Below are 26979 nucleotides of genomic sequence, written 5' to 3' on the forward strand. Positions count from 1 at the left end.
ATGCCGCTGATCCTGGAAACCGTCGTCACCACCCTCTCGGCCGACGGCACGATGCATCTCGTGCCGTTCGGCCTGATCCGCGAGGGCGAGGATTTCGTGCTCGCCCCGTTCCGGCCCTCGCCGACCATCACCAACCTGACCGAGCGGCCGTTCTTCGCGGCTTCCGCCCCGAGCGACGTGCGGGTGATCGCGGGCGTCGTCACCGGCCGCCGCGACTGGCCGGTGGTGGATTGCGAAAAGATTCCGGGAAAACGCCTCGCGGAATGCTTCGGCCATGCCGAGTTCGAGGTGGCCTCGATCGAGGACGACGAGACCCGCCCACGGTACCGGGGCCGTATGGTCCACGCGCAGAGCCACGTGCCGTTCATCGGTTATAACCGGGCGCAAGGCGCGGTGATCGAGGCCGCGATCCTCTCGACCCGGCTCCACATGCTGGACCCCGAAAAGATCCTGACCGAGATGGCCTACCACGCCATCGCGATCCAGAAGACCGCCGGCCCCGTCGAGCGCGAGGCCTGGGACTGGATCGAGGACAAGGTCGCGGCCGCGCTCGGGCGCAGCGAGCGGGTCCTTAAGGTGTGAGCAGGCCGGAGATGCCATTCATGATACGCACCGTCCTCCTCGCGACGGCGGCACTCGCCGTCACCGTCACCGCGGCGAGCGCCCAGCACGCGCCGACCCGCCGCAAGGTGGTCGAGTCCGTTACGATCCGGGCGCCCGCCGACAAGGTCTGGGCGGTCGTCGGCAACCCGGCCGACGCCACGTGGATCGCGCATGTGGTGAAGGCCGAGCGCGTGACGGATGCCACGAAGCCGACCTACCGGCTCACCCTCGACAACGGCCACACCCTGGTCGAGGAGAGCCGCAAGCTCGATCCGGAAGCCCGCAGCTTCGCCTATTACCTCGTCCGGAACGACGTCGCCGACCTGCCGGCCAACGACTACTCGGCGACCCTCTCGGTCGTGCCCGAGGGCGACGGGGCGGCGCGCGTCGAGTGGAAGGCCGCGTTCTACCGCGGCTACCCCAACAACGATCCCCCGCCCGCGCTGAACGACGAGAATTCCGAGAAGGCCGTGCGGGCCTGGATTCACGCCAGCCTCGAGACCCTCAAGGCGCGGCTTGAGAAGGGCGGCTCCTGAGGGGGCCGCCCGCCACCGCCCACAATTTTCGCCGCGATGTCCGAGGCCGACCCCTGGCTAAGCCGTTGCCGCGATCAATGTGTGGGTGACACTTCGACAGAAGGGTGACGACCGCGCCGCCTCGCGGCGCAGGGGAGGAGACGAGAAATGAAGTTTCGCACGCTCGCCGCAGTCGCGGCGTTGGCCACGGTGACCTTCGCGGCCCAGGCCCACGGCCCGACCCGCCAGAAGGTCTCGGAATCGATCGAGATCAACGCCCCGGCCGACAAGGTTTGGGCCATCGTCGGCAATTTCCAGGACGGCAGCTGGATTCCGGTGGTCGAGAAGACAGAGGGCAAGGGCGGCAACGAGGTCAAGGCGACCCGCACGCTGACGCTCAAGGGCGGCGCCACGGTCGAGGAAGAACTCGCCAAGTACGACGCCGAGAAGAAGACCTTCATGTACCGGATCACCAAGGTCGACGTGAAGACCCTGCCGGTGAACGACTATTCCTCCACCGTCGAGGTCGAGGGCGACGGCTCCAAGACCAAGCTGACGTGGAAGGGCGCGTTCTACCGCGGCTACATGAACAACGATCCGCCGCCGGACCTCAGCGACGACGCCGCCAAGACCGCCGTCTCCGGCCTCTACAAGGCGAGCCTCGAGAACGTGAAGACCAAGGCCGAGAAGGGTTCGTAGGACTTTCGATGATGCAGGCGGCGCGCTCGATGACTGTGCTTCCATGGGCGCGCCGCCCCCTCCCTTCTCCCTCTGCGGGGAAGGGAGGGGGAAGGGTCGTTCGGCAACGGCTCGCCGTTAGCCTGCTTCTGCTCGCGGCCACCCCCGCCACGGCCCAGGAAGCCATCGTCACGGCGCAGCTCGGCAACGCCGTCGAGATCGTCGATCTCGCCACAAAAAAAATCCTGCACACGATCCCCGTCGCGGGGGCACCCGCCGGCATCGCGCTGTCGCCCGACCGGTCCCGCGCCTACGTCACCCGGCCCGAGGGTCACGGCGTCACGGTGATCGATCTCGAATCCCAGAAAGTCCTGTCGGAACTCGGCCTGCCCGGCGGGCCGCTCGGCGTTGGCGTCAACCCGAAATCGGGTGAGGTCTATGTCGCCGACTGGTTCGCCGAACGGGTGTTCGTGCTGCGCCCCACCCCCGAGGGGGTGAGCCTGGAAGGCGAGATCGCCACCGGCAAGTCGCCGTCCGGCATCGCCGTGACCCCGGACGGAGCGACGTTGCTGGTCGCCAACCGCGAATCCGATTCCGTCTCGGTGATCGACGTGGCGAGCCGCAAGGAGACGCGGCGCATCGCGGTCGGCAGCCACCCGTTCGGCCTGACGCTCTCGCCCGACGGCACCCGCGCCTACACCGCCAACGTCCTGTCCGACGACGTCTCGGCCATCGACATCGCGGCGGGCCGCGAGACCGGCCGGGTCGGCACCGGCCAGCGCCCCTACGTCATCGCGTTCGCTGGAGGCCGAGGCTTCGTCACCGACCAGTATTCCAACACCGTGACGGCGTTCGACCCGGCCACGATGCGGAAACTCGGCACGGTCGATGTCGGCGACCACCCCGAGGGCATCGCCGCGACCCGCGACGGTAACACCGTCGTCGTCGCCAACTGGGGCGACAACTCGCTCAGCCTGATCGACCCGACGAGCCTCACGGTGACCGCGACGATCGAGACCGGCGACGGCCCGCGCTCGTTCGGGGATTTTTTGCGGTAGGCCCCTCTCATCCCATCCCCTCATCCTGAGGTGCCGCGAAGCGAAGCCTCGAAGGAGGGCTCCAGCGGATCGCGCGATCTCTGGAGCCCTCCTTCGAGGCCGCTGACGCGGCGCCTCAGGATGAGGGTGCGGGTGGGAGAACGCGCGGTATCGAACGCAGCGTGCTGCGCCGAACCGAACCGACGCTCAGGCCGCCGCGGGCGGCTCGCCGGTCTCGCCCTCGGTCGGCGAGTTCAGGATGTCTTCCAGTTCGTCCACCAGCAGGTCGATCTGGTCGTCGCTCGCCAGGACCCGCGTGGTGCGGCCGTCCTCGGTGACGAAGGCCAGCTCGATGTCCGCCCCCGTGCGGGTCGCCAGGATGCGGGTGAGTTTCTGGGCTGCGCTCATTCTTCCCCTCTCCTCGTTTCGTCCCGGTCAACGCGCGGGACGCGCCGCGTTCCTCACGCGATCAACCCGACCGCTACCGCAGGCCCGCAGGTCGAGACCCATTCCGAGCCCTCCGCCGCGACGTGCTCGGCGATGAGGGAGGCCAACGGCACGGCCTCGCGTCCGAGCCGGGCGGCCAGACGCTCGGCCAGGAAGCGGCCGGCGCCGCAGACGACGAGCGGGGCGTCCGCCGGCAGGTCGGGCCGCGACAGCAGCATTGCGGCGGCGTCGTGCAGCGGGCGCAGCTGCGCTTCAGCGAACCACGCGGCGAGCGCGCGCCATTCTTGCGCACTGCCCTCGCTCCGGTCGCGGCCGGCCATGCGGGCCAGCCGCGTCTCGGTCTCGGCCAGCGACTTCCCCTTGAGGTCGGCGCTGTGCTGCTGGTCGGCCCCCTCGGGCAGGTCGCCGGTCAGCCGATGGATGTCGGCGGCGGTCGCGAACGTCTCGGCCATCAGTGCGGTGCGCCGCCCCCGCCAGGGGGCATGCGTCGCGAAGGCCAGGATCGGCGTGCGGACGACGCCCGTGTAGACGAGTTCGCCCGTCTCCAGCCGCTCGGCGTCGCTGTAGCCGGTCGCAGTTGGGCGGCCCTCGACGATCGGGATCAGGTCGGCGGTGGTCGAGCCGATATCGACCAGCAGGGCGCGGGGCAGGCAGCGGCCGACCAGCGCCGCCGTGGCATGCCAGTTGGCGGACGCGATCTCAAAGGCGTTGTCGCGCGCCGCCTCGGGGGCCACGAAGCCGGCGCGGCCGGCATAGATGCGCACACGACCTTCGAGCGTGGCGGCGGCCCAGGCCGACAGCTTCTCGACGCCGTCCGCCCTGTCGGCAAAACAATCGGTCAGCTCGCCGGTCATCGTGACGGCGTGCTCGGCCTCGTCGCGCGCCCAGTCGGGCAACTCCGAAAACGTCCGGTCGAGGGCCGGGATGCCGCGCCAGAGCGGGCAGGCCGCCTGCACCGCCTCGACCACGCGGCCGTCCACCACAAGGGCCGCCTTGACATGTACCCCGCCGAGATCCCACCCGACGACTTTGCTTCTGGTCCGGTTCACGCGATGTCTCACGCTCTGCAAGGTCGGGCGGCGCCGTTCCGGCTGATCCCGGTGATCGATCTGCGCCGCGGCGCCGTGGTGCGTGCCCGCGCGGGCGAGCGCGATGCCTATGCCCCGATCCTCACCCCCTTGGCCAGGGGCTCCGCCCCCGCCGACGTCGCCCGCGGCCTGCTCGACGCGGTCGCTGCCGACACCCTCTACGTCGCCGACCTCGACGCAATCATGGACGGCACGGAGCCCGACCGCGCCAGCCTGGAGGCGGTGGCCCGCGCCTGCCCCGGCGTGGCTTTGTGGGTCGATGCCGGGTTCTCGGAAGCCGCGGGCGTCGAGCGCTTCCTCAGTGCGGGGCTCGGCCGCCCGGTGATCGGCAGCGAGAGCCAGCGCGACGAGAGGCTCGTGCGGGCGATGGGGAACCGCGCCGTCCTCTCCCTCGACAGCCGCGGCGCGGAACGGCTCGGGCCGGACACGCTGCACGACGATGCCACCGCATGGCCCGACGAGACCATCGTGATGACGCTCGCCCGCGTCGGCACGGGGACGGGGCCGGATTTTTTGAGGGTTTCGCAGGCCGTGGCGCGCGCCGGGGGCCGGCGCGTCTATGCGGCGGGCGGCGTGCGCGGGCCGGACGACGTGGCACGGCTGACGGAGGCCGGCGCGGCCGGGGCGCTCGTCGCCTCGGCGATCCATGACGGGGGGCTGCGGTAAGAACCGACCCGACCGGCCTTTCCCACCCATCCCCCTCATCCTGAGGCGCGTAGCCGAAGGCGGAGCCTCGAAGGAGGGCTCCAGTGGATCGCGCGATACACTGGAGCCCTCCTTCGAGGCTCCGCTACGCTCCGCACCTCAGGATGAGGGGGGTTGGATGGAGCCGGCGCTCGACGCGAACCACACCGCCCAAAAAGAAAGGGACGGCCCTGAGGCCGTCCCGATCCATGTCAACGTCCGAGGAAGATCGAAGCCAGTCGCTGGAGCAGGCCCCGCGGTGCGGGCGGAGGCTCGCTCTGCCCAGGACTGTGTCCGATCTAAGCGTTGGAGGCGAAGGGGTGGGTCGCCGACTTACGCTGCTCGGTCACGGTCGCGGCCTTCGGCTCGCCGTTCACGGCACGCTGAATCGACAGCTTGGTGGCCTCGTAGTTGTACTTCTGGATCTTGGCGTCGTCGGCCGCCTCCCAGTGGATGAACACGCCGACCAGCACGAACACGTCGTCGGCCTCGTCCGCCGGGATGATGCCCTCGGCGACGGCATCCTGCACCGCCATGGCGACGCCGTGCTGGGCCGGGCCGAACATCTGGACGGCCTGACGGGCGTCGTTGATGGTGACCTTGTTGAACATCAGCGTGTTCGGCTTGCACGGCAGGTTCGGCGCGATCACGGCGAGCAGGCTGGTGAAGCCGTGCTTGTTGTTGACCATGCCGTTGGCGAAGGCGGTCTCGGCGGCCGAACCACGCGGTCCGATGATGAGGTCGATGTGGGCGACTTCGTTGCCATCACCGACGAGGGCTTCGCCGACCTGGAGCTTGTTGATCTTGGCCATTCGGGGTCTCTCCCTGAATTCATGGAAAAAAGGCCCGCCCTGAGAGGGGGCGGGGCCGAAGGCCATCCTTGTTCGCGGCGCCCGGCAGGGGGCCGAGCCGGTTAGCCCGGATAGCGGGGCGGACCCTACAGCGGGCTTTTGCCCCGAACAACCCGCGCCGGAGCCCGAAATCGGCGATTTTTGGGCCCTTTAGGCCCTTGACGGGAGAAGACTTCGTTCCTTCGCGGGCGAGGCTCAAACAGGCTCGCCGCGGGCGCATAGCAGGGTGTCGAGGAACAGGGTGGCGACCGTGAAATCTGCGCTCGTGCCGGGATTCAGGCCGGCACTCTTGAGCGAACGGTCGTAGTCGAGCAGGGCCGCGACCGGCATTTCGGCGAGGTCGAGCCCGGCGAGGCGCGCCGCGGCCTCGGCGCGAACGGCCTCGGCGCGCTCGGGGCCGTGCTTGCGGGCGATGTGGCTGTCCGGCACGGTCGTCAGATAGGCGAGATGCACTGCCGTGGTGGTCCAGGGCGCGACGCGCCCGTTGCCGCGCGCGGCCGCGAGGGCCGGCAGGCCAATCTCGAGAAGATCGCGAAAACCGTCGGTGTAGGCGCGGGCGATGCGGTCGCGGGGGGCCGCCTCCGCCATCGCCTCCGCGAGCGAGGGCGTCGCGCTCGCGTCGGTCACGTCGTGGCGCGCGGCTTTTCCCAGGCCGCCGGGATTGGCGTGGCGGATCGCCGCGAAGATGTCGGTCGCGTCCGAAGGGTCGAAGCCGGCGAGCACGGCGGACAGCGCCTCGGTCAGGGGACCCTCGGCTTCCGCCGCACTGGCGAGCGGCGCACACAGCAGAAGAATGCCGAGATTGGTGTTCTGGCCGACCGCGGCGACAGTCGCCTCGACGCCGCCGCGCACCCGCGCGCCGACCCGCGCGCCCCGCGCGGCGAGCGGGGGCGCCGAGACTTCGGCGCTGGTGACGAAATCCGCCGTCACCATGCGGTGGCCGGGGGCGTAGGCGTGGACGTTGCCGGGCTTGAGCGCGTCGAGTTCGGCGAGGCACGCGGCCCGGTAGAGGTCGGCCACCGTGGCGGAGGGCAGCCCCGGGCTCATCCCAGCGCCGAGACCAGACGCGGCGGGCGGGCGGCGCGCACCGCGTTGAGGAAGCCGCGGGCGACGGCGCCCGCGATGTCGGTCTCGGTCACCTGCTGCAGGCCGGACCAGGCCGGCATGGAATTGACCTCCAACACGAGGAAGCCGCCCTCCCCGTCCTCCACCAGATCGATGCCGGTATAATCGACGCCGACGGCCGCCGCCGCGGCTTCCGCGAGTTCGGCGGCGCGGGCCGGCACGTCCCAGGCGAAGGGCCGGCCGCCGCGATGGACGTTGGTGATCCAGCCGTCGCCCTCGCGGATCATGCCGGCGATGGCCCGGCCCTCGCAGACGAAGACGCGGTAGTCGCGCCACAGCCCGTCGGCGCGGGGGATGTAGCGCTGGAGATAGTAGACGCCGCTGACCGCCTCCGGCGGCGGCAGTTGGTCGGGGTGCTCGATCAGCATCAGCCCCTCCCCTTGCGAGCCGAACAGGGGCTTGAGGACGATCGGCGTGCCGGGCCGGGCCTCGCAGGCGACGATCTCGGCCGCCGCCTCGCGCTTCGACACCACGAAGGTGTCGGGGGTGGGCAAACCGGCGCGGGCGATCTGCAGCGAGGTCGCGGCCTTGTCCACCGAGCGCTCGATGCCGACGGGTCCGTTCCAGACGGTGACGCCGGAGGCGACGAGGGCATGGAGCACGCCGAGCCGCATCGTGGTGGCCTCGAACGTGCCGCCCGCGATGGTGCGCAGCAGGACGCCGTCGGGCAGGCCGTCGGCGAAGCCCGGCACGCGCAGGGGCTCGCCGCCGCCCGTCACCACCGCCACGTCGGCGAGCGAGAACAGCACCGGCTCGACGCCGAAGGATTGCAGCGCCGCGCGCAGGCGCGCCTTGTGCCAATTGCCGTTGTCGGCCGCGAGCCCGATGCGCATGAACGTCTTTTCCGTTTTCCCCGACCCTCCCCCCTCCGCGGGGGAGGGTGCCTGCGGAGCAGGCGGGAGAGGGGAGCGACGCGTCCGGATAATGCGGAGCCAGCCCCTCACCCGACCCCCTTCGGGGGCCGCCCTCCCCCGCGGAGGGGGGAGGGTTAGTTTGGCGCTGCGCTTCTTACGAGAACGAAGCGTCCACCAGCGTCGGCTCCAGCCGGCCGCCGCGGAACGTGTGGCCGGTCCGGACCGAGGTCACGATGGCCTCGGCCGGCGAGAACAGCGCGCCGTCGATCTTGTAGAAGTCGCCGTTCACCCGCGAAAAGATGTCGGCGAAGGGGGCGCCGTGATCGGCCGAGGTCGTCGAGGGCAGCTGCTCGGCGAGCTGCTTGGCGTCCGCGTCGTCGGCATCGACGTAGAGCTGCACCCGGCCGCCGTAGATGATGGCGTCGTTGGTGCGGCCCATCGCCTGGATGAAGTCCGGGTGCTGCGGCGAGAGCGGGGCCGAGCCGATGCCGTCGAGGATGCGGTGGAGGTCGAAGCCCACCGTGTGGGCCTTGTGGAGCGCCACCTCCAGCACGCGGGCGACCACCTGGGTCGCGCCGGCCAAGCTCTGGGTCGGGGCGTAGATGAAGGTGACGTTCTCGGCCGCGATCCCGGTGGCGGCGGCGACCTTGCGGACCACCGAGGCCGGCGGGGCGCTAGCCGATTCGAGCACGAGCGCGGTCCTGGTCGCGTTGTCGCGGTAATTCAGCTCCTTGTAGAGCTCTTCCACCACGGCGACCGCGCGGCCGGGGCCGGAGCCGAGCGCGAAGAAGCCGGAATCGCCCTCCTCGTCGGCCAGCGACCAGCCGGCATACTGGCTGCCGAGGCAGGCCAGCACCGGGTCGGCGGAGTGGACGACGATGGTGTAGGGCCAGGAGGCGATCGGACCGGTCGGCGCGATCGACACGGTGCCCAGCCCCCCGAGGCAGATCTCGGCGATGCGCCGGCCGGCCTCGATCGAGCCGCGGGCATTGGCGCCGGCATCGACCGTGCGCGCCCCGTTCTCCTGCGCGACGACGAGCCGGAGCTTGGCCGCGTCAGCGACGAGGCTCTCGACCAGCGGGTTCGCCAGGGCGTTGAGGCTCGGGACGGTCGTGTTGGAACTCATGCCTGTTCTCCGTGTCGTCGAGGCGGGCGCGGAGCGCATCCGCCCGCTCCCGCAAATTTTTTTCGACCGCCGCCGCATCCGGCCCGGTCGCCGTCACCGTGCAGAGCGGCGCGTCGCGGCCGACCCGGCTGCCGGCCCGCGGCCGGTCATGGACATGCGCCGGCCAGTCGAGCGGCGGCAGGGCCGCATAGCTTCGGGCCGCGTAACAGATCTCGGCGCCTGTTGCATCCAGGGGGGCGGGCTCAAGGGTCGGCAGACGGCCGAGGCTGGCCTCGATATGCGCGAGAAGCAGGGGTGTCGGGCGCCGGTCGAGCACGTCGAGGGTCGCGCCGGGGCGGGGGTTGATCTCGAGCAGCCACCAACTTTCGCCGTCGATCAGCAGGTCGGCGCTGGCGAGGCCGGTCAGGCCGGTGGCGCGCACGATCCGGGCGACGGCCTCCATGATGGTCTCGCGCAGGGCCGGGGGAACCGGGTGCGGCTCGTCCCGGCCGCGGGCGAGCGCGCCGCCGTAGCGGAATGGGCGCAGGCGGGAGGGCGCCTGCCACTGCTCGGTCAGCGCCAGCGGCTCGATGCGTCGGCCGTCACTGAGAAAATTGAGGGCGAAGGCGCGGCCGGGCACTTTTTGCTGGAGGTAATGGCCGGGCGGCACCGCGCCGGTGGCGCTCAGGCGGATATGCGAGCCGCCGCATCCGCCGGCGCGCTTGAGGAGCCATGTGTCCCGCTGCGCCCCATCGGGTTCAGCCGATGCTCGGCGAGCCGGATGGAACGCTTCTCCTCCCCCTTGTGGGGAGGAGGGAGGAGGTGGGGGTGGTTCAGGATGGGGCGGTGCGGTGCGTTCTGCACCACGCCCACCCCTGCCCCTCCCCACAAGGGGGAGGGGAACCCGCGCTCGACCCAGCCGCGATGGCACACCGGCCAGCGCCGGGTGGGGAATCGCGAGGCGTTCGCACAGGGCGGCGAAACCCGTAGGGTCCTTCAAGGCGGCGACCGAGGCGGGCGTCGCACCGAGCAGGGGGAAGCGCGCGGCGATCTCCGCCATCAGGTCCGGCGCACCCTCGAACCCGCTGCCGAGCACCACGCCGAGCGGAGCGCCTCCGGCTTCCGATGCCAGCGCCTCAAGCCCCAAAAAAACCGTCGCCCGGTCCCGCCGCCCCGCCCCGAAGCGACCCGGCAGCGGGCGATGCGCCTCGGCCAGCGCCAGCGTGTCCTCGTCCCCGAACAGGTCGAGCACGAACGGGCGAAAACCCGCCCGGCGCGCGGCCTGGGCCAGCGCCCGGCCGGACTGGGCGGCGATCAGGAGCGCGCCGCCCTCGCGGATGCGTGGCGTGGTCAGCCGGCGATCTCGACGGCGAGCGTGTAGGCGTCGCGGAAGTCGAGGCAGAGCGGCTCCTCGGCCTCCAGCATCTTGCGAAAGAGCCGGCACTGGGTCTGGTACTTGACGTTGCCGACTGCGAGGGCGCCGATGCCGACGCCCTTGCCCACGGGCAGGGGGACGTCCTTGGCGTTCACGTCGATGCCGGCGATGCCGGCGGGCGGCACGGCGTTGACGTCGGAGGCGACGAGGAGCTTGGGCGCGGATTCGAGGTCTTCCGCCGTCAGGATCGGGATGCCGGCGGGGCCGGCGGACAGGATCACGTCGGCGTCGGTGATGGCGGCGCGCCGCGCCTCGGGCAGGGTGCCGTCCACGGCGCCGACCTCGATGCCGAAGCGCCACTTCATGGTGAAGGCGATCTTCGAGACGCGCTCCTCGCCGTCATGGCCGACCAGCACGGTCTGGGCGCCCTCCAGCGCGCCGATCACCGCGGCGACGTAGGCGACGACGCCCGCGCCGCCGAAGATGACGATGCGCTTGCCCTTGAGATCGGTGCCGAACTTCGCTTTCAGCGCCCGGTTCACCTCGGCGACCATCGCGGCGCCCGTGGTGAAGGAGCCGGCCGGGTCGGCGAAGACGTGGTTGACGAAGGGCGGCACGAACGCCTTCTTGGCCCGGTCCACCATGTCGAGGGCGTCCTCGGCGTTCTTGCCGCCGATGAAGATGCCGGTGCGCACGCCGTCCTGCGGGGCGCGGGAGAAGATCGAGTCCTGGGTCAGCGAGACCACGTCCGGCAGGGTGACGCCGGTATAGGGGATCAGGGTCTCGAAGCCGGCATCGATCGCCATGTTCACGTCGAACGGGCTCATGTGCTTGAGCGGCGTCAGCATGTGCAGGATCGAGCGGGCCATGTGTTTCGTCTCCCGTGATCGCGGCTTCGCGAGGCCGCTTCAGGTGCAAAGCGTATCGGACCGGTGCCGGTCAAGCCGATTTGTCGGAGATCGGCTTAGCGAAAAAATATCTAAAGTTCGGTCACCGAGGCGCCGTCGTTGCGCCCCCGCGCGATGACGAAGCGCAGGCGCCCCGGCCGGGCGAGCGAGGCCACCAGCCGCTCGGCTTCCGCTTGGGAGGGCATCAGCGCGAAGCCGGTCGGCCCCCAGGAACTCTGGCCGTAGCCCGGCACGCCGGCCTGCGCGATGGCGGCGAGCGCCTCGGCCACCGCCGGGCTGGCGTAGCGCCCGCCCTGGTGCGGGGCGAAATGGTCGCCGATGCGCTTCTGAATCTCGGTGATGCCGGCGCCGAAGCCGGTGGGCTCCGCGGTCGCGGCGGCGGGCAGGATCTGCATCAGCACGATGCGGCAGATCTCGGCGGCCTGTCCGGCATCGAAGGGCGGCAGATCGCGGAACGCCTCGGTCTCGCGCGAGCCGTGCACGCCGGTCATGCCCTCGTCGAGGATCAGCACGACGCGCCACGCTTCCGGATAGGGCAGCCGGGAAATCACGGGCGGGGGCGCGCCGGACTCGTCGCGCCCGCCATCGACGATCAGCCCGCCCTCGGTGAAGGCGGCCAGCCCCACGCCGGAGCGGTTGCCGCGGTCGAGCACGTCGGCGAAGTCGGCCGGGGCGAAGGGTTTGCCGTTGAGGCGGGCGAGCGCGGCGGCCACGGCAAGCGCGAGCTGCGTGCCCGAGCCGAAGCCGGCATGGGGCGGGATCGCCTCCTCGACCTCGACCGCGACGGTGTCGGGCACGTCGAGATAGGAGGCCGCCGCCAGAAGGTTCGCCCGCACCCGCTCGGCCTCCGGGCCGGTGGCGGCGACGCGCTTGGCCGGGCGGGCCACGAGCTGGACCGCGGGCGCGTCGAGGGCGAGCCCGATGCTGCCGAAGCGGCGCCCGAGCCCGCCGTTGAGATCGAGGAAGCCGAAATGCAGGCGCGCCGGGGCGCGGACGCGGACACCCGTGGCGGTTCCGGTCGCGGTCTCACCCGTGCGTTGCGGGACCTCGGCCACCGTCGCTTCCCTCTCGATATGGATTTCGGGCCGGCAAGGTCAGCGCCTCGCCCTCAGCGCGCGGCTTGTCCCATGCGGCGGCCCCCGCGACAACCACGAAGGCGGCCCCGCCACCGCACCAACATCCACCCCCGTCATTCCGGGGCCGCGAAGCGGAACCCGGAATGACGGGGGGAAGGATCAGGATGGCGCTGTGCGATGCTTGCATCGCGCACAAGCGAATTCGATGGGCCGGAATTCCCATTCGGAAAACCGTGGCGGGATTGGCGAGGGGGGACTTGCGGGCGCGGTGACAGGAATGCAAAACCACCGTGCTCCCTCGCGGAGCCGGTCCGAGCATCTGCCCGCCACCTTTTCACGGCGCGGGACATCGAGGCTCCACCAAGGGCGTCCTCTCCGGCGTCCCTCGGACACGGCCGTCTTTCGCCCCGCCATTCGTGCGGGGATGCCCGAAGAAACGACGGTGAGGAATCATGGCAGCCTGGGTGAAGGGGGGCGCGGCGGATGTGGACGCGGCGGTGAAGGCCGCCGCCGACCTGCTTGCAACGGCCCGCGTGCCGGTGGTCGCCGGCCTGAACGCGGATGTGGCGGGCCTGCGCGCCGCCTACCGGCTCGCGGAGACGCTCGGCGCCTCGCTCGATCCGGCGGCGGGCCAAAGCGTCTACGCCGAACTCGGCGCGCTGAGCGCAGGGGGCGCCATGACGACGACCCGGGCCGAGACCGCGGCACGCGCCGACGTGGTGCTGATCCTTGGGCATCGCCCCTGGGACGGCGACCTGATCGGCGAGATCGCCGCCGCCCCGATCCGCCGCGGACGGGCGACCGGCGCCGAGCGCAGCCTGCTCTCGCTCGGCGGCCCGCAGAACGGCGCGATCCGCCACGTCGCCTACGGGGCCGACGAGGGCGGTCTCGCCGTCTCGCTGGGCCATCTGCGCGCCTTCGCCAAGGGGCATCTCGCCGGCGAGGAGGCCTTTTCCGATCTGGCCAAGCGCCTGTTTGCGGCCCAATACGGCGTCGTGATCTACGACGCGGAGGAACTCGGCGAACTCGGCGTCGAGATGCTGCAGGGCCTCATCCGCGATCTCAACGAGACCACCCGCTTCTTCACCCTGCCGCTCGCCGACCCGTTCCAGGGCCGCGCCGCGATCCAGCTCTCCGCCTGGACCACCGGTCAGGCGCCCCGCGTCGGCTTCGGCCGGCACCGGCCCGAACACGATCCGTGGCGCTTCGACAGCGCCCGCCAGATCGAAGCGGGCGAGGCCGACGCCGTCCTTTGGCTTGCGGCGCTTCCCGCACCGCGCCCGGACTGGCTCGGAAAGCTCCCGACCGTCGCCATCGTCGGCGAGGGCTCGGCGCAAGCCGCGGGCGAGACCGCGGAGGTCGTCATCACCGTCGGCGTGCCGGGCGAAACCGTCGGCGGCGCGCTCTGGAACCAGCGGCGCGGCGTCATCGCCTACGCGGACGCCACCGCGCCGGCGGAAGGCCAGACCGCAGCCGACGTGCTCGCCCGCATCCGCGACCGCCTCATCGAGAAGGGTGTCTCATGCTGACCCGTATCCATGGCGGACGGGTGGTCGATCCGACCGCCGGGCGCGACGGCGTCGGCGACGTCTGGATCGAGGACGGCCGCGTCGTCGCCCCCTCGGATCGTGCTCCCGACGAGACCATCGACGCCACCGGCTGCGTCGTGATGGCCGGCGGCGTCGAGGTCCACTCGCACATCGCGGGCGGCAACGTGGTGATGAGCCGCCTGCTCCTGCCCGACCTCTACGTCAGCGAGTCGGCCCCGAACGGCCATCCCTTCGCCCATGCCGGCGGCTCGGGCAGCTGGGTCGGCGCGAACTACGCCCGGATGGGCTACACCACCGCGGTCGAGCCGGCGCTGCCGCCCTCGAACGCGCTCGCGACCCATCTCGAACTCGCCGACATCCCGCTGCTCGACCGCGGCGGCCTCGCGGTGCTGGGCAATGACGACCACCTGCTGCAATTGCTGCGCGACGGCGAGAGCAAGGCGGCGGTGCGCGATCTGGTGCAGCAGACGCTGGCCCATTCGCGGGGCTTGGGCGTCAAGTGCATCAACGCGGGCGGCGCCTCGGCCTTCAAGGACGGCGTCCTGAAGCTCAGCCTCGACGACGAGATTCCCTGCTACGGCCTCTCGACGCGCAAGATCATGTCGGCCCTGCTCGACGCGGTGGAAGAGATCGGCGTGCCGCACCCGCTGCACGTCCACTGCAACAACCTCGGTCTCCCCGGCGCCGACGACTCGCTCGTCGCGACGCTCGAGGCCGCGGAAGGCCGGCGCATCCACTTCGCCCACGCCCAGTTCTACGCCTACGGCGTCGCCGACCCCGAGAACCCGATGACCGGCGGCTTCCGCTCGGCCGCCGAGCGGATCAACGCGGCGATGGAGGCCCATCCCAACGCGACCTACGACGTCGGTCAGGTGGTGTTCGGCCAGACGGTGACGATCTCCCTCGACATCCTGCGCCAGTTCGGCGGCCGCAAGGGCGCCAAGCCGAAGAAGTGGACGATCCAGGCGGGCGACGCCGAGGGCGGCGGCGTGGTGCCGTTTCTCTACCGGCCGCGCGGGCCCGTCTCGTCGCTGCAATGGGCGATCGGCCTGGAGCTGATGCTGCTATCCTCGAACCCCGAGCGCACCATCCTGACGACCGACCACCCCAACGGCGGCGTGTTCACCGAGTATCCCCGCATCATCCACCTGCTGATGGATGCCGAGGAGCGGGCGAAGGAAATCGCGACGCTGCCCGCGGTCGTCGGCGAGCGCTCCGGTCTGCCCAAGATCGAGCGCGAATACAACTTGAGCGAGATCGCCCAGCTGACCCGCTCCGGTCCGGCCAAGCTCCTGGGGCTGACCGATCGCGGCCACCTTCGCGAGGGCGCCAAGGCCGACATCGCGATCTACCGCGACGACAAGAACCGCACGGCGATGTTCGCCCACGCCAAGCTGGTGCTGAAGGACGGCCGCCGCATCGTCGAGGACGGCGAAGTCGTGGCCTGGATTTCCGGCAAGACGCTCTCGCTCGATGTCGAAGCCGATGCCGGCATGGAAAAGCGCGCCGAGAGCTACCTGCAGGATCGCTTCGGCGCCGGCCTCGACACCTTCGCGGTGCCGGACGCCGTGTTCCCGGACAACACCGGGACGTTCGAAGACGTGGCGTGCCGGGCGTGAGGAAAAGAACCCATGGCTGACCTCACCCTTAACGGCATCAAGGTCGAGGACACCTTCGCCGAGGCCTTCGACGTCGCGGGCACCGCGATCATCGTGACCAACGACACGCCGAAATGGGCGATGATCGCGGCCACCGTGATGACGGGCTTCGCCACCTCGGTGATCGGCTGCGGCGCCGAGGCCGGCGTCGACGCCGAGCTGTCCCCGGAGGAAACCCCGGACGGGCGCCCCGGCGTGCGCATCCTGCTGTTCGGCTTCGAGCCGAACGGGCTCAAGGAGCAGCTGCTCAAGCGCGTCGGCCAGTGCATCCTCACCTGCCCCGGCACCGCGTGCTTCGCCGGCGTCGAGGGCCCGCACAAGATCAAGCTCGGCGGCGCGATCCGCTACTTCGGCGACGGGTTCGCGGTCGCCAAGCGGCTGCCCGACGCGAGCGGCCGGATGCGCCGCTACTGGCGCATCCCTGTCATGGACGGCGAGTTCCTGTGCGAGGATTCGACCCGCGCGGTCGACGGCGCGGTCGGCGGCGGCAACCTGCTGTTCCTCGGCCGCAAGCACTCGGACACGCTCATCGTCGCCGAGATCGCGGTGGAGGCGGCCAAAGCCATCCCCGGCGCGATCCTGCCCTTCCCCGGCGGCATCGTCCGCTCCGGCTCGAAGGTCGGCGGGCGCACCAAGGGCATGATGGCCTCGACCAACGACGCCTATTGCCCGACGCTCAAAGGCCGCGCCGGCTCGGCGCTGCCGCCCGAATGCGGCGTGGTGCTGGAGATCGTCATCGACGCGCTCACCTCGCAGGGCGTCGCCGAATCGATGCGCGCGGCGCTCCACGCCTCCACCGAGATCGGCGCGAAGTACGGGCTGGTCGCGGTCACCGCCGGCAATTACGGCGGCAATCTCGGCCGGCACCACTACCACCTCCGCGACCTGTTGGAGAAACCCGCCGCATGAGGACTCCACGATGAGCACGCTGAGACTGCGCGGGGCGCCGCCGGAGCGGATCGACCTCCTCAACGTGACGCCGCTGGCGCTCAAGGGCCTCTCGGAATCGGAAGCCGGCAAGCTCGCGGTCGGCACCAGCCGCCGCGGCGTGAGCCTCGGCGACCTGTTCGAGATCAGCCTCGACGGCTCCGACACGCTGGTGATCGAAGGCGGCTCCGACCGTCTCGACCGCGTCGGCGCCGCCCTCTCCGAGGGCACGATCCGCGTCGAGGGCGATGTCGGCCAGCGCCTCGGCGAGGGCATGGCGGGCGGCACGCTCACCGTCACCGGCTCGGCCGGCCCGTTCGCGGCCACCGGTGCCACCGGCGGCACGGTCACGATCGAGGGTGACGCCGGCGACCACGCGGGCGGCGCGGTCTATGCGGCCAAGGCCGGGCTCGACGGTGCGACGCTGGTGATCAAGGGCCGCGCGGGCGACGGTCTCGGCGACCGCATGCGCCGCGGGATCATCCTGGCCGGGTCGGCGGGCGCGCAGACCGCCTCGCGGATGATCGCCGGCACCATCGTGGTGTCCGGCACTATTGGCGACCATCCGGGCTACGGCATGCGCCGCGGCACCCTGATTGCGGGCGGCCACGGCGCCCTGCTGCCCACCTTCGTCGAGACCGGCACGCCCGACCTCGTCTACGTCCGCCTGCTGGCCCAGACCCTCAAGCGCCTCGGCGCGGCGCAGGCCGGTCTGCTCGGGGGCACGCTGCGGCGCTACTCCGGGGATCTCGCGACGCTCGGCAAGGGCGAGATGTTCGTGCCGGCGTAAGGCCGGGAGGCACAACACCCTCTCACGGTCGTCATTCCGGGGCCGCGTAGCGGAACCCGGAATCCACGACTGGCCGCGACATCTTCCGCAGCCGTGCATCACGGGTGGACTCCGGGTTCGCCTGCGGCGCCCCGGAATGACGGTGGGAGGCGCTGGCGGAAACGGCACGATCCTGCACCTGCGCCCATCCGAACCTGCACGAAATCCCTTGCCGGCCTGCCGCTTCGTCCCACTTCTCCTCGGATGCGGCACAGGCGGAATCCTCGGGCCGCTCACCTAAGCGAGGTCGTGCGGCATGTTCCTGCTCCTGTCCGTCTGTCTCATCGCCGAGCCGACGAAGTGCCACGACGAGCGGATCAACCTCGCCTTCGACAACCCCAATCCGTTCCTGTGCCTGCGCAACTCGCAGGCGACGCTGGCGGCCTGGCAGGAGGAGCACCCCGACCTGCACGTGAAGAGCTGGCGCTGCGCGCCGAAGGGGAGCGTGCCGGACAAGACGTGATGTCCGCTGCTTGAGCCCCCCGCCCCGCGGTGGCAGGGTCCGCCGGCCGCCTCAAGCGGCGGGAACACTGAAAACCCATGCGTTCGCTCAAGGTCCGGTTCGCCCTGTTGCTCGGCGGCACGGCGCTCATCGCGCTGATGGCCGCGGGGGGCGTGCTGTGGTCGACGCGGCTGTCCGAGCGCGTCATCGAGCGCACGCTCGCCGCCCAGCACCGCCTGGAGCTGATGGCGGAACTCTCCGGGCGGCTCGCGCAGTACGGGTTGGCCGCGATCGAGAGCGTCAACAACCCCGACGCGCCGCCGGAAGCCCTCTCGGTGACCCGTGACCGGGTCGATCAGGCGCTCACCGCCGTCGATGACGCGCTGGGCCGGGGGCTCGGGTCGAGCGACGATCCGCAGGACCGCATCCAGTATCTCGCCCGCACCCGGCCGCTCGCCAGCGTGCGCGCCGCTCGCGCCATGCTCGACCGGCAGGTGCTCAGAGCCCAGCGTGAGAGCGAGCCGGACCGCCGCCGCACCGCCATGCAGGGCGCGCTCAACGGTTTCGGGGCGATGACCGGGCCGCCGCTGTCGATGCTGATCGAGGCCGAGCGGCGCAGCATGAACGCCGGTTCCGAGGACGCCCGGAACCTGTCGCAGCGGCTCACCGCCGCCTCGCTCGCCGCGATGGCGCTGGCGCTGGCCTTCGTCGGGCTGCTCTACCGCACGGTCACGCGGCCGACGCTGGCGCGCATCGCCGAGATTCGTCGCGCGGCGACGGCGGTCGGCAGCGGCGCGCTCGATACCCGGCTCTCGGTCGAGACCCGCGACGAGCTCGGCGTGCTGGTGGCGAACTTCAACCGCATGGTCGCCCGGCTGTCGCGCCGCGAGGGGCGGCTCGCCGCCGACCGGGCCGCCCTGGAGGACACGGTGCAGGCCCGCACCGCCGACCTTCGCGCGGCGAACGAACGGCTGGAGGTGGTCGACCGCTCGCGCCGCCGCTTCTTCGCCGACGTGAGCCACGAATTGCGCACGCCGCTCACCGTCATCCTCGGCGAGTGCGACCTCGCCCAGCGCTCGGTCGAGCGGGGCAGCCCGCGGCCCGCCGACTTCACACCCGTCTTCGGAACGATCCGCAAGCGGGCGCAGGGGCTCAAGCGCCGCGTGGAGGACCTCTTGCGCGTGGCCCGCTCGGAATCCGGCCAGATCGAGCTGGACCGGCGCCCGGTCTCGGCGGTCGCCATCGCGAGCGATGCGGTGGACGGCGTCGCCTCGGAGGCCGCCCGCCGCCGGGTCGAGCTGGTGCTGGAACCCGGTGCGCGCGACATCGAACTCTCCGCCGACCCGGAATGGCTGCGCCAGGTCATCGAGAGCCTGATCGACAACGCCTTCCGCCACGCCAGCGGCTTGAGCCGCGTCACCGTCTCGGTGGACGATCGGTTCGACGGCCAGGGCGAGCGCGCCGTCATCGCCATCGAGGATGACGGGCTGGGCTTCCCCGAGGACGCGGAGGGGCTGTTCGAGCGGTTCCGGCGCGACAACCATTCGGGAGAGCCGGGCTTCGGTATCGGTTTGGCTCTGGCGCGCTGGGTCGTTGAGCGTCATGATGGAACGATCAGCCTCGGCAAGGCCGGGCCAGCGATCAAGTCGAATGCGGGTGCGCGGGTGGTCCTCGACCTGCCCGCGTTCGACCTGAGCGCCGAGCCGGATGGACACGGGGCGGCACGGGAGAGGATCGACGCCGTATGACGACGCGCGTTCTGATCGTCGAAGACGATATCGACATCCGCGGCATGCTGGCCCGCGGCCTGGAGGCGGAAGGGTTCGACGTGGGCGTGGCCGGCCGCGTAGAGGACGCGCTCAGCGCGGCCCGCGACGCCGCGCCCGAGGCGGTGGTGCTCGACATCACGCTGCCCGACGGCTCGGGCCACGACGTGTGCCGCAGCTTGCGCGAGGGTGGCTATCCCGGCGCGATCCTGTTCCTGAGCGCCCGCGACGAGGTGCGCGACCGGGCCGAAGGGCTGGCGCTCGGGGCCGACGACTACATCGTCAAGCCGTTCGTGTTCGACGAGTTGCTCGCCCGGCTTCAGGTCCACCTGCTGCGGCGCCGCGAGGCCGACACGCCGCGCACCGTCTTCACCGCGGGCCGGCTGACGCTCGACGTGAACATCCGCCAAGTCAGCTTCGGCGAGGCCTCGGCCCGGCTGACGCCGCGGGAGGCGGAGCTGCTGGCCCTGCTGATGCAGGAGGTGAACCGCCCGATCTCGCGGGGCGAGATTTTTGACCGGCTCTGGGCGAGCCAGGGCGGGCTCTCGCTCAACGTGGTCGACGTCTATGTCGGCTACCTGCGCTCGAAGCTCTCAGACTTCGTGCGCCTCGGTGGCCCGGTCATCACCACGGTCCGCGGCAAGGGCTTCATGCTCGACCTGAGGGCACAGGACTTCAAGCACTAAGTTCCGGTTTCGAAAGGACAAGTCCTTTCGCGGGTCCAGGGCAGAGCCCTGGTAGGTCTTTCCGGCTCTCGCGCCTCGAAGCGGCCGGGGCTACATAGCCCGGAGTTCAGCCTTCTCCGGGAGACCCGACATGCCCTTCTCGCCGCTTCGGCCGGCCGGCCTTCTGTCCGTGCTGCTGCTCGCCGCGTCGCCCGCGGTGGCGCAGGAGAAGGCGGTGCCGCTCTCCAAGGGCGACATCCAGTTCTCGCTGGCCCCGGTGGTGAAGCGGGCGGCACCCTCCGTCGTCAACGTCTACGCCACCCATGTCGAGAAGCGTTCGGCGCGCTCGTCGGCCATGGACGAGTTCATGCGCCGCTTCTTCGGCGAGGACCGCCCCGGGGGCAGCGGGCGCGGCGGCCCCGGCGGGGCTCCGGGGGAGCGGGCGCAGCGCTCGCTGGGCTCGGGCGTGATCGTCGATGGCTCGGGCCTCGTCATCACCAACAACCACGTCATCGCCGAGATGAACGAGGTGAAGGTGTCGCTTGCCGACAAGCGCGAGTTCGAAGCGCAGATCGTGCTGCGCGATCCCCGCACCGACCTCGCCGTCCTCAAGATCAAGACGCCGGCCGACATCGCGCCGATGCCGATCGGCGATTCCGACCATCTCGAGGTCGGCGACTTCGTGCTGGCGATCGGCAACCCGTTCGGCGTCGGCCAGACGGTGACGCAGGGCATCGTCTCGGCGCTGGCGCGCACGCAGGTCGGCTCGTCGGACTACCAGTTCTTCATCCAGACCGATGCGGCGATCAATCCGGGCAATTCGGGCGGCGCGCTGGTCGATCTCCAGGGGCGCCTCGTCGGCGTCAACACCGCGATCTACTCGCAGTCCGGCGGCAGCCACGGCATCGGCTTCGCGATTCCCGCCAGCATGATCCGCGCGGTGGTCGATGCGGCCAAGGGCGGCGGCAGCCTCGTGCGCCGGCCCTGGCTCGGTGCCCGAGTGCAGAGCGTGACCAACGACATCGCCGAGAGCGTTGGGCTCGACCGGCCGACCGGCGTGCTGGTGGCGAGCATGCAGGCCAAGAGCCCCGCGGAGGAGGCCGGCCTCAAGCGCGGCGACGTGATCCTCTCCATCGACGGGCAGAACGTCGATGACCCGGAGGCGTTCGGCTACCGCTTCGCGCTGAAGGGCATCACCGGCACGGCGCAGTTCGGCATCCTGCGCGGCACGCGGCGCCAGACGATCCCGGTCAAGCTCACCGCGGCGCCGGAGACGCGCCCGCGCGACCTCCTCAAGGTGAAGACCCGCACGCCGTTCGCGGGCGCCACGCTGGTGAACACCTCGCCCGCCGTCGGCGAGGAGTTGCAGGCCGACCTTCCCGAGGAGGGCGTGGCGGTGAGCGCCGTCGAGGACGGCTCGCTCGCCAACCGGGCCGGCTTCAAGAAGGGCGACGTGATCGTGGCGGTGAACGGCACCCCGGTCGCCTCGACCAAGGACCTCGACCGGTTGACCCAGCGCAGCTTCGGCCTGTGGGAGGTCTCGATCAACCGCGGCGGCGAGGTGCTGACCTCCGTGTTCGGGGGCTGAGCCCGCGAGGATGGAGATCGAGGGGGCGGAGCACGTCCATGTCGGGCGGGACGGCTGGCTTTTTCTGACGGCGGGCAGCAACAACGTCGTCGGCCAGTTCAGCCGCTCGCGCCTGATGGCGCGGCGGGTGCGGGGCTGGAAGCGGCTGGTGATCGCCCGCGTGCGCGGCTGCGCGCGGCTCGGTTGCCCCTATCTCCACGTGATCGTGCCGGAGAAGCTGACGGTCTACGACCATCGGCTCGACGGGCTGAAGGTGCGGGTGCGGCTGTCGCCGGCCCTGCGGCTGCGCCGGGCGCTGTTCTGGCACCGGCGCGCGCGGCGCGCCTGCCTCGACCTCGTCGGCGCCTTCCGGGCGGAGCGCGACGCCCACGACCTCTATTACCGCACCGACAGCCACTGGTCGTTCGAGGGCTGCGAGACCGCCTACCGCCTAATCTGCGCCGCCTGCGGGGCCGCGCCGAAAGACCTCCGCACCGAGCCGCACGAATGGCTGGAGAGGGCGGGCGACCTCGGCGGCAAGTTCACCCCGCCGCGGACCGAGCCCTGGCCGATCCGCCGGATCCAGCGCGACGCCGTACGAGTGCATGCGAGCCCGATCGTGCACCTGCGCGAGCGCCTGGGCCGGGCCGACACGCTCCATGTCGGCTCGCACGTGATCTACCGCAACGCATCGCCGGGGACCGACCCGCGCAAAGTGGTGCTGTTCGGCGATTCCTACGCGCATTTCGCGCCGATCATGCTGACCGCGCTGATCGCCGAGACCTTCGCCGAGGTGCATTTCATCTGGTCGTCGTCGCTCGACTGGCACTACCTCGAACGGGTCCGGCCCGACCTCGTGATCGGGCAGGTGGCCGAACGCTTCATGTTCCAGCTGCCCGACGACCGGTTCGATCTCGAGGCCTACGCGGCGGAACGGTTCGGGCTGGAATTGCAGGCCGCCGAGCCGGCACCGATGAAGGCGGCGGACGCCTGAGCACCGCGGAACCTCTTTGTCACGAAAAGGGGTCGCCCGCGGGCGGCCCCTCGTCGATCATCTCAGATGTCGGCGCTCAGTAGCAGCGCTCGACCAGAACCCGGCGCGGGCCCCAGGGCGTCCAGCGGGTGCGCGGGACGGTGTAGCAGCCGCCGCCGTAAGAGTACGGGTCGTAGCCGACGGTGGAGTAGCCGTAGGGGCTGCCGTAATAGCCGCCATACCCACCGTATCCGCCGCCGTAATAGCCGGCACCGAGGACGGCGCCGGTCGCGAGACCGAGGCCGAGACCGAGGCCCAGACCGCCGTAGCCGCGGCGATAACCGTACCCGCCGCGGTAGCCGTAGCCGCCGTAGCCGAAGCGCGCCGCCCGGTATCCGCCGAAGCCGCCGCCGAAGCGCGGACCGCCGAACCCGCCGAAGCGATGCCCGCCGAAGCCGCCACCGAAGCGGGGGCCGCCGAAGCCGCGACCGAAGCCGCCGCCGTGGAAGCCACCACCGTGGAAACCGCCGCCATGGAAATCGCCGAAGCCGCGGGCGTCGGCGGTCGCCGGGATCATCGCCAGCGCGCCGACCATGGCGGCCGATGCCAGAACAATCCGTTTCATCGAACCATCTCCAACACAGGGAAAGGGGTCCCCCGTGCGCTCAGAACGTGCGGCGCCGGAGAAGGGTTCACGCGACCGACGGTCTCAATTCCGTGAGCCGGGATGAAAATCCTGCGCCAGTCGTGCCGCTTGTCGGCGGTGCGGCGGCCCGAAGCGGCAATCGGGCATCACCCTGCCGGCTTGAATGCCGCCATGCTTTCGGGCGAGGAGGGGCACGCACGGCCGAGCCTCGTCCCGGATCATCCCTCCGCGAGGCCCGCCGATCGACAGGGACCGTGGAACCCGTGACGCGCCTTGCCTTCCTCGCCGCCTGCCTCGTCCTGTCCACCCCGCTCGCGGCCGTCGCCGAGCCGGCGTCCGCAGCCAAGGGGGCAGGCAACGGCCCTTGCCGCCCGGTGCAGGCGGAGGGGCAGCCCTTCACGGTCTGCACCGTCGATCTGCGGCGCGAGCGGGTGCGGCTCTTTTGGCTCGGGCCGGACGGCTTGCCCTATTCCTCCCTCGGCAGCCTCGCCGACCGCCAGGGCGCCCGCCTCAGCTTCGCGATGAATGCCGGCATGTACGACAAGGGGCAGGCGCCGGTCGGGCTCTATGTCGAGGAGGGGCGAGAGATGAAGGGCGTCTCGACCGCCAACGGGCCGGGCAACTTCCATCTCAAGCCCAACGGCGTGTTCTATGTGAAGGGCGATCGGGCCGGCGTGATGGACACCGCCCGCTACCTCAAGGCCAAGCCCTCGCCGGACTTCGCCACGCAATCCGGGCCGATGCTGGTGGTCGAGGGAAAAATCCACCCGAAGATCTCGGAAGACGGCCCGAGCCAGAAAATCCGCAACGGCGTCGGTGTGCGCGACGACGGGCGCACCGCGATCTTCGCCATCTCCGAGCAGCCGGTGACGTTCGGGGCCTTCGCCCGGCTGTTCAAGGACGAACTCGGCTGCCGCAACGCGCTGTTCCTCGACGGCAGCGTGTCGAGCCTCTACGCCCCCGGCCTCGGCCGCTCCGACCTCAGCCGCCCCCTCGGGCCGCTGGTGGGGGCGGTGGCGAAGTAGGAAACTTTCCTACCAAACCCCCTCATCCTGAGGTGCGGAGCTCAGCGAAGCCTCGAAGGAGGGCTCCAACTCGCTCGGCGATCCACTGGAGCCCTCCTTCGAGGCCCGCTTGCGCGGGCACCTCAGGATGAGGGTGTAGGTCGGAGGAAGGGGCGGGCGCCATGGCGCCCGCTCAGCTCACTCCGAGATCGGCGCCGCACCCGGCTCGGCCACGATGGCGACTTCGTCCACCGCGCCGGCCTGGGCCTCCACCACCGCGGCGGCGGTGACGTTGACGATGCCGCGGGCCGTCACCGACGGGGTCAGGATGTGGGCGGGCTTGGCCGGACCGATCAGCAGCGGGCCGACGGGGAGCGCGTCGGCCAGCACCTTGGCGAACTGGAAGGCGATGTTGGCCGCATCCAGGTTCGGGAAGACAAGGATGTTGGCCGCGCCCTTGAAGCTCGATCCCGGCAGCACCCGGTCGCGGATCAACTCGGACAGGGCCGAATCCGCCTGCATCTCGCCATCGACGTGAAGCTGCGGCGCGCGCGAGCGGATGCGTTCGAGGGCGCCGCGCATCTTGCGGGCGCTCGCCGAATCCGACTGGCCGAAATCCGAGTGGCTGAGCAGCGCGATCTTCGGCGTCAGGCCGAAGCGCGAGACGTGGTTGGCGCAAGCCAGGGCCACGTCGGCGATCTCCTCCGCGCTCGGATCGGGACGCACATGGGTGTCGGCGAGGAAGAAGGCGCCCTTCTTCGTCACGATTAGGCTCATGGCGGCGAAATCGAGCACGTCCGGGCTCAGGCCGATGATGTCGCGGATCACCCGCAGGCGCGTCTCGAAGCGCCCTTCCAGGCCGCAGATCAGTGCGTCGGCCTCGCCGCGGCGAACGGCCAGCGCGCCGATCACCGTGTTGTTGGTGCGCACCAGCGTGCGGGCGAGATCGGGGGTGATGCCGCGCCGGCCCGCCACCTCGAGATAGGTCGAGACGTAGGCGCGGTAGCGCGGATCGTCCTCGGGGTCGATCAGATCGAAGTCGTCGCCCGCGCGGATCGCAAGGCCGAAGCGCTTGATGCGGGTCTCGATCACCCGCGGGCGGCCGATCAGGATCGGCCGGGCGACCTGGTCCTCCACGAGCGCCTGGGCGGCGCGCAGCACCCGCTCGTCCTCGCCCTCGGCGTAGACGACGCGTTTGGGGTTCTCCTTCGCCTTGGAGAAGATCGGCTTCATGATGAAGCCGGAGCGGTGGACGAACCGGTCGAGCGAATCCGTATAGGCCTGGATGTTCTCCACGGGGCGCCCGGCCACGCCCGAATCCATCGCCGCCTGGGCCACGGCCGGGGCGATGCGCAGGATTAGGCGCGGATCGAACGGGCTCGGGATCAGCGAGTGCGGACCGAACGGCCGGGCCTCGCCGCCATAGGCGCGGGCAACGACATCGGAGGGCGTCTCGCGGGCGAGCGCCGCGATGGCCTTCACGGCGGCCTTCTTCATCTCCTCGTTGATGGCGTGCGCGCCGACATCGAGCGCACCGCGAAAGATGTAGGGGAAGCAGAGGACGTTGTTGACCTGGTTCGGGAAGTCCGAGCGCCCGGTGCAGATCATCGCGTCGGGGCGCTTCTCCTGCGCGAGATCGGGCATGATCTCGGGATAGGGGTTGGCGAGCGCCATGATGAGCGGCTTGTCCGCCATCTTTTCCAGATATTCGGGCTTGAGCACGCCGCCGGCCGAGAGGCCGATGAACACGTCGGCGCCGCCGATCACCTCGGCGAGCGTGCGCGCCTCGGTCTCCTGGGCGTAGATGTCCTTCCAGCGGTCCATCAGCTCGGCGCGGCCCTTGTAGACCACGCCCTTGATGTCGGTGACCGTGATGTTTTCCCGCGTCGCCCCGAGCGAGACCAGCAGGTTGAGGCAGGCCAGCGCCGCCGCGCCCGCGCCCGAGGTGACGATCTTGGCGTCGGACAACTGCTTGCCGGCGAGTTCCAGCGCGTTGAGGACGGCCGCCGCGACGATGATCGCGGTGCCGTGCTGGTCGTCGTGGAAGACCGGGATGTTCATCCGCTCGCGGCAGCGCTCCTCGACCTCGAAGCACTCCGGCGCCTTGATGTCCTCGAGGTTGATGCCGCCGAAGGTCGGCTCCAGCGAGCAGACCACATCGACGAGCTTGTCGACGTCCTTCTCGTTCACCTCGATGTCGAACACGTCGATGCCGGCGAACTTCTTGAACAGGACCGCCTTGCCCTCCATCACGGGCTTCGAGGCGAGGGGGCCGATATCGCCTAAGCCCAGCACCGCGGTGCCGTTGGTGAGCACGGCGACGAGGTTCTGGCGGATCGTGAGGGTCGCGGCCTCCTGCGAATCCTCGTGGATCGCCATGCAGGCGGCGGCCACGCCCGGCGAGTAGGCAAGCGCGAGGTCGCGCTGGTTGCCGAGCGGCTTGGTCGCCTGGATCTCCAGCTTTCCGGGCTTGGGCAGGCGGTGGTAGACGAGCGCCCCGGACTTCAGATCCTCGGACATGTTGTCGGCCATGACGCCGTCCTCTCCCGCTCGTGCCGCGCCGCTCGCTCGTTCGCTTCCGCGGAGGGCGCATCGTTGAGGCATCT

The 26979-nt window shown here is 70.8% G+C and carries 26 protein-coding genes; 15 read left to right on the forward strand and 11 right to left on the reverse strand.

Features of this window, described 5'->3' with window-relative positions:
• From ASG52_RS20705 to ASG52_RS20720, 4 genes are all read left to right on the forward strand, one after another.
• The gene (locus ASG52_RS20705; RefSeq protein ID WP_056247304.1) at window positions 1-582 is read left to right on the forward strand and encodes a DUF447 domain-containing protein; all 582 of its coding nucleotides are present in this window, start codon (window positions 1-3) and stop codon (window positions 580-582) included.
• Window positions 583-602: 20 nt separating this feature from the next.
• Window positions 603-1139 (forward strand): SRPBCC family protein, encoded by a 537-nt coding sequence (locus ASG52_RS20710; RefSeq protein WP_056247307.1) that lies wholly within the window; start codon window positions 603-605, stop codon window positions 1137-1139.
• 147 nt (window positions 1140-1286) lie between these two features.
• Window positions 1287-1817 (forward strand): SRPBCC family protein, encoded by a 531-nt coding sequence (locus tag ASG52_RS20715; protein ID WP_056247309.1) that lies wholly within the window; start codon window positions 1287-1289, stop codon window positions 1815-1817.
• Between the two features lie 29 nt (window positions 1818-1846).
• Window positions 1847-2854 (forward strand): YncE family protein, encoded by a 1008-nt coding sequence (locus ASG52_RS20720; protein WP_200945643.1) that lies wholly within the window; start codon window positions 1847-1849, stop codon window positions 2852-2854.
• Between the two features lie 186 nt (window positions 2855-3040).
• Here the strand turns inward: ASG52_RS20720 and ASG52_RS20725 are convergent, their stop codons facing one another.
• Together ASG52_RS20725 and ASG52_RS20730 are read right to left on the reverse strand one after the other, a co-directional pair.
• Window positions 3041-3241, reverse strand: a complete 201-nt coding sequence (locus ASG52_RS20725) for a hypothetical protein (RefSeq protein WP_056247311.1) — start codon at window positions 3239-3241, stop codon at window positions 3041-3043.
• Between the two features lie 53 nt (window positions 3242-3294).
• Window positions 3295-4329 (reverse strand): hydantoinase/oxoprolinase family protein, encoded by a 1035-nt coding sequence (locus ASG52_RS20730; protein WP_056247313.1) that lies wholly within the window; start codon window positions 4327-4329, stop codon window positions 3295-3297.
• A gap of 3 nt (window positions 4330-4332) precedes the next feature.
• Between ASG52_RS20730 and ASG52_RS20735 the strand changes: the two genes are divergently transcribed.
• Entirely contained in the window at window positions 4333-5034 is a 702-nt protein-coding gene (locus ASG52_RS20735) for a HisA/HisF-related TIM barrel protein (RefSeq protein ID WP_056247315.1), read from the forward strand.
• 317 nt (window positions 5035-5351) lie between these two features.
• Here the strand turns inward: ASG52_RS20735 and fae are convergent, their stop codons facing one another.
• From fae to ASG52_RS20775, 7 genes are all read right to left on the reverse strand, one after another.
• Window positions 5352-5864 carry a 5,6,7,8-tetrahydromethanopterin hydro-lyase gene (fae, locus tag ASG52_RS20740; RefSeq protein WP_056247317.1) on the reverse strand — a complete coding sequence of 171 codons (513 nt, stop codon included), beginning with the start codon at window positions 5862-5864 and terminating at the stop codon, window positions 5352-5354.
• Window positions 5865-6098: 234 nt separating this feature from the next.
• Window positions 6099-6950: a triphosphoribosyl-dephospho-CoA synthase gene (locus ASG52_RS20745; protein ID WP_056247319.1), complete on the reverse strand. Its 852-nt coding sequence runs from the start codon at window positions 6948-6950 to the stop codon at window positions 6099-6101.
• The gene (locus ASG52_RS20750) at window positions 6947-7861 is read right to left on the reverse strand and encodes an ATP-grasp domain-containing protein (RefSeq protein ID WP_056247321.1); all 915 of its coding nucleotides are present in this window, start codon (window positions 7859-7861) and stop codon (window positions 6947-6949) included. The genes ASG52_RS20745 and ASG52_RS20750 overlap by 4 nt, the downstream gene beginning before the upstream one ends.
• A 175-nt stretch (window positions 7862-8036) precedes the next feature.
• Window positions 8037-9008 (reverse strand): methenyltetrahydromethanopterin cyclohydrolase, encoded by a 972-nt coding sequence (gene mch / locus ASG52_RS20755; RefSeq protein WP_056247324.1) that lies wholly within the window; start codon window positions 9006-9008, stop codon window positions 8037-8039.
• Window positions 8938-10239: an ATP-grasp domain-containing protein gene (locus ASG52_RS20760; protein ID WP_056247326.1), complete on the reverse strand. Its 1302-nt coding sequence runs from the start codon at window positions 10237-10239 to the stop codon at window positions 8938-8940. Before ASG52_RS20760 ends, mch begins: the two co-directional genes overlap by 71 nt.
• Before the next feature lie 98 nt (window positions 10240-10337).
• On the reverse strand, window positions 10338-11231 hold the full coding sequence (gene mtdB / locus ASG52_RS20770; protein ID WP_056247330.1) for an NAD(P)-dependent methylenetetrahydromethanopterin dehydrogenase: 894 nt from the start codon (window positions 11229-11231) through the stop codon (window positions 10338-10340).
• Window positions 11232-11341: 110 nt separating this feature from the next.
• Window positions 11342-12325 carry a beta-ribofuranosylaminobenzene 5'-phosphate synthase family protein gene (locus tag ASG52_RS20775; protein ID WP_156384061.1) on the reverse strand — a complete coding sequence of 328 codons (984 nt, stop codon included), beginning with the start codon at window positions 12323-12325 and terminating at the stop codon, window positions 11342-11344.
• A gap of 473 nt (window positions 12326-12798) precedes the next feature.
• Between ASG52_RS20775 and ASG52_RS20780 the strand changes: the two genes are divergently transcribed.
• The 9 genes from ASG52_RS20780 (at window position 12799) to ASG52_RS20820 (ending at window position 22744) form a co-directional block, all read left to right on the forward strand.
• On the forward strand, window positions 12799-13875 hold the full coding sequence (locus tag ASG52_RS20780) for a molybdopterin-binding domain-containing protein (RefSeq protein ID WP_056247334.1): 1077 nt from the start codon (window positions 12799-12801) through the stop codon (window positions 13873-13875).
• Window positions 13869-15515 (forward strand): formylmethanofuran dehydrogenase subunit A, encoded by a 1647-nt coding sequence (locus tag ASG52_RS20785; RefSeq protein ID WP_056247336.1) that lies wholly within the window; start codon window positions 13869-13871, stop codon window positions 15513-15515. The genes ASG52_RS20780 and ASG52_RS20785 overlap by 7 nt, the downstream gene beginning before the upstream one ends.
• Before the next feature lie 12 nt (window positions 15516-15527).
• The gene (gene fhcD / locus ASG52_RS20790; protein ID WP_056247340.1) at window positions 15528-16463 is read left to right on the forward strand and encodes a formylmethanofuran--tetrahydromethanopterin N-formyltransferase; all 936 of its coding nucleotides are present in this window, start codon (window positions 15528-15530) and stop codon (window positions 16461-16463) included.
• Window positions 16464-16473: 10 nt separating this feature from the next.
• Window positions 16474-17271 (forward strand): formylmethanofuran dehydrogenase subunit C, encoded by a 798-nt coding sequence (locus ASG52_RS20795; RefSeq protein WP_056247342.1) that lies wholly within the window; start codon window positions 16474-16476, stop codon window positions 17269-17271.
• Between the two features lie 295 nt (window positions 17272-17566).
• Window positions 17567-17773, forward strand: a complete 207-nt coding sequence (locus tag ASG52_RS20800; protein ID WP_056247344.1) for a hypothetical protein — start codon at window positions 17567-17569, stop codon at window positions 17771-17773.
• Window positions 17774-17850: 77 nt separating this feature from the next.
• Window positions 17851-19500 carry a sensor histidine kinase gene (locus ASG52_RS20805; RefSeq protein WP_056247346.1) on the forward strand — a complete coding sequence of 550 codons (1650 nt, stop codon included), beginning with the start codon at window positions 17851-17853 and terminating at the stop codon, window positions 19498-19500.
• Window positions 19497-20204, forward strand: a complete 708-nt coding sequence (locus ASG52_RS20810) for a response regulator transcription factor (RefSeq protein WP_056247352.1) — start codon at window positions 19497-19499, stop codon at window positions 20202-20204. Before ASG52_RS20805 ends, ASG52_RS20810 begins: the two co-directional genes overlap by 4 nt.
• 130 nt (window positions 20205-20334) lie before the next feature.
• A complete protein-coding gene (locus ASG52_RS20815; protein ID WP_056247355.1) occupies window positions 20335-21771 on the forward strand; it encodes a Do family serine endopeptidase in 1437 nt (478 codons plus the stop codon).
• Between the two features lie 10 nt (window positions 21772-21781).
• Complete coding sequence (locus ASG52_RS20820) at window positions 21782-22744, forward strand: alginate O-acetyltransferase AlgX-related protein (RefSeq protein ID WP_056247356.1); 963 nt, start codon at window positions 21782-21784, stop codon at window positions 22742-22744.
• Between the two features lie 76 nt (window positions 22745-22820).
• Here the strand turns inward: ASG52_RS20820 and ASG52_RS20825 are convergent, their stop codons facing one another.
• Window positions 22821-23348 (reverse strand): hypothetical protein, encoded by a 528-nt coding sequence (locus ASG52_RS20825; RefSeq protein ID WP_056247357.1) that lies wholly within the window; start codon window positions 23346-23348, stop codon window positions 22821-22823.
• 284 nt (window positions 23349-23632) lie between these two features.
• Between ASG52_RS20825 and ASG52_RS20830 the strand changes: the two genes are divergently transcribed.
• The gene (locus tag ASG52_RS20830; RefSeq protein WP_056247359.1) at window positions 23633-24394 is read left to right on the forward strand and encodes a phosphodiester glycosidase family protein; all 762 of its coding nucleotides are present in this window, start codon (window positions 23633-23635) and stop codon (window positions 24392-24394) included.
• A 177-nt stretch (window positions 24395-24571) separates the two neighbouring features.
• Here ASG52_RS20830 and ASG52_RS20835 read toward each other — a convergent pair whose 3' ends face one another.
• Window positions 24572-26905, reverse strand: a complete 2334-nt coding sequence (locus ASG52_RS20835; protein ID WP_056247360.1) for an NADP-dependent malic enzyme — start codon at window positions 26903-26905, stop codon at window positions 24572-24574.
• Window positions 26906-26979 lie beyond the last annotated feature (74 nt).

The organism is Methylobacterium sp. Leaf456 (assembly GCF_001425465.1).
GTDB lineage: Bacteria > Pseudomonadota > Alphaproteobacteria > Rhizobiales > Beijerinckiaceae > Methylobacterium.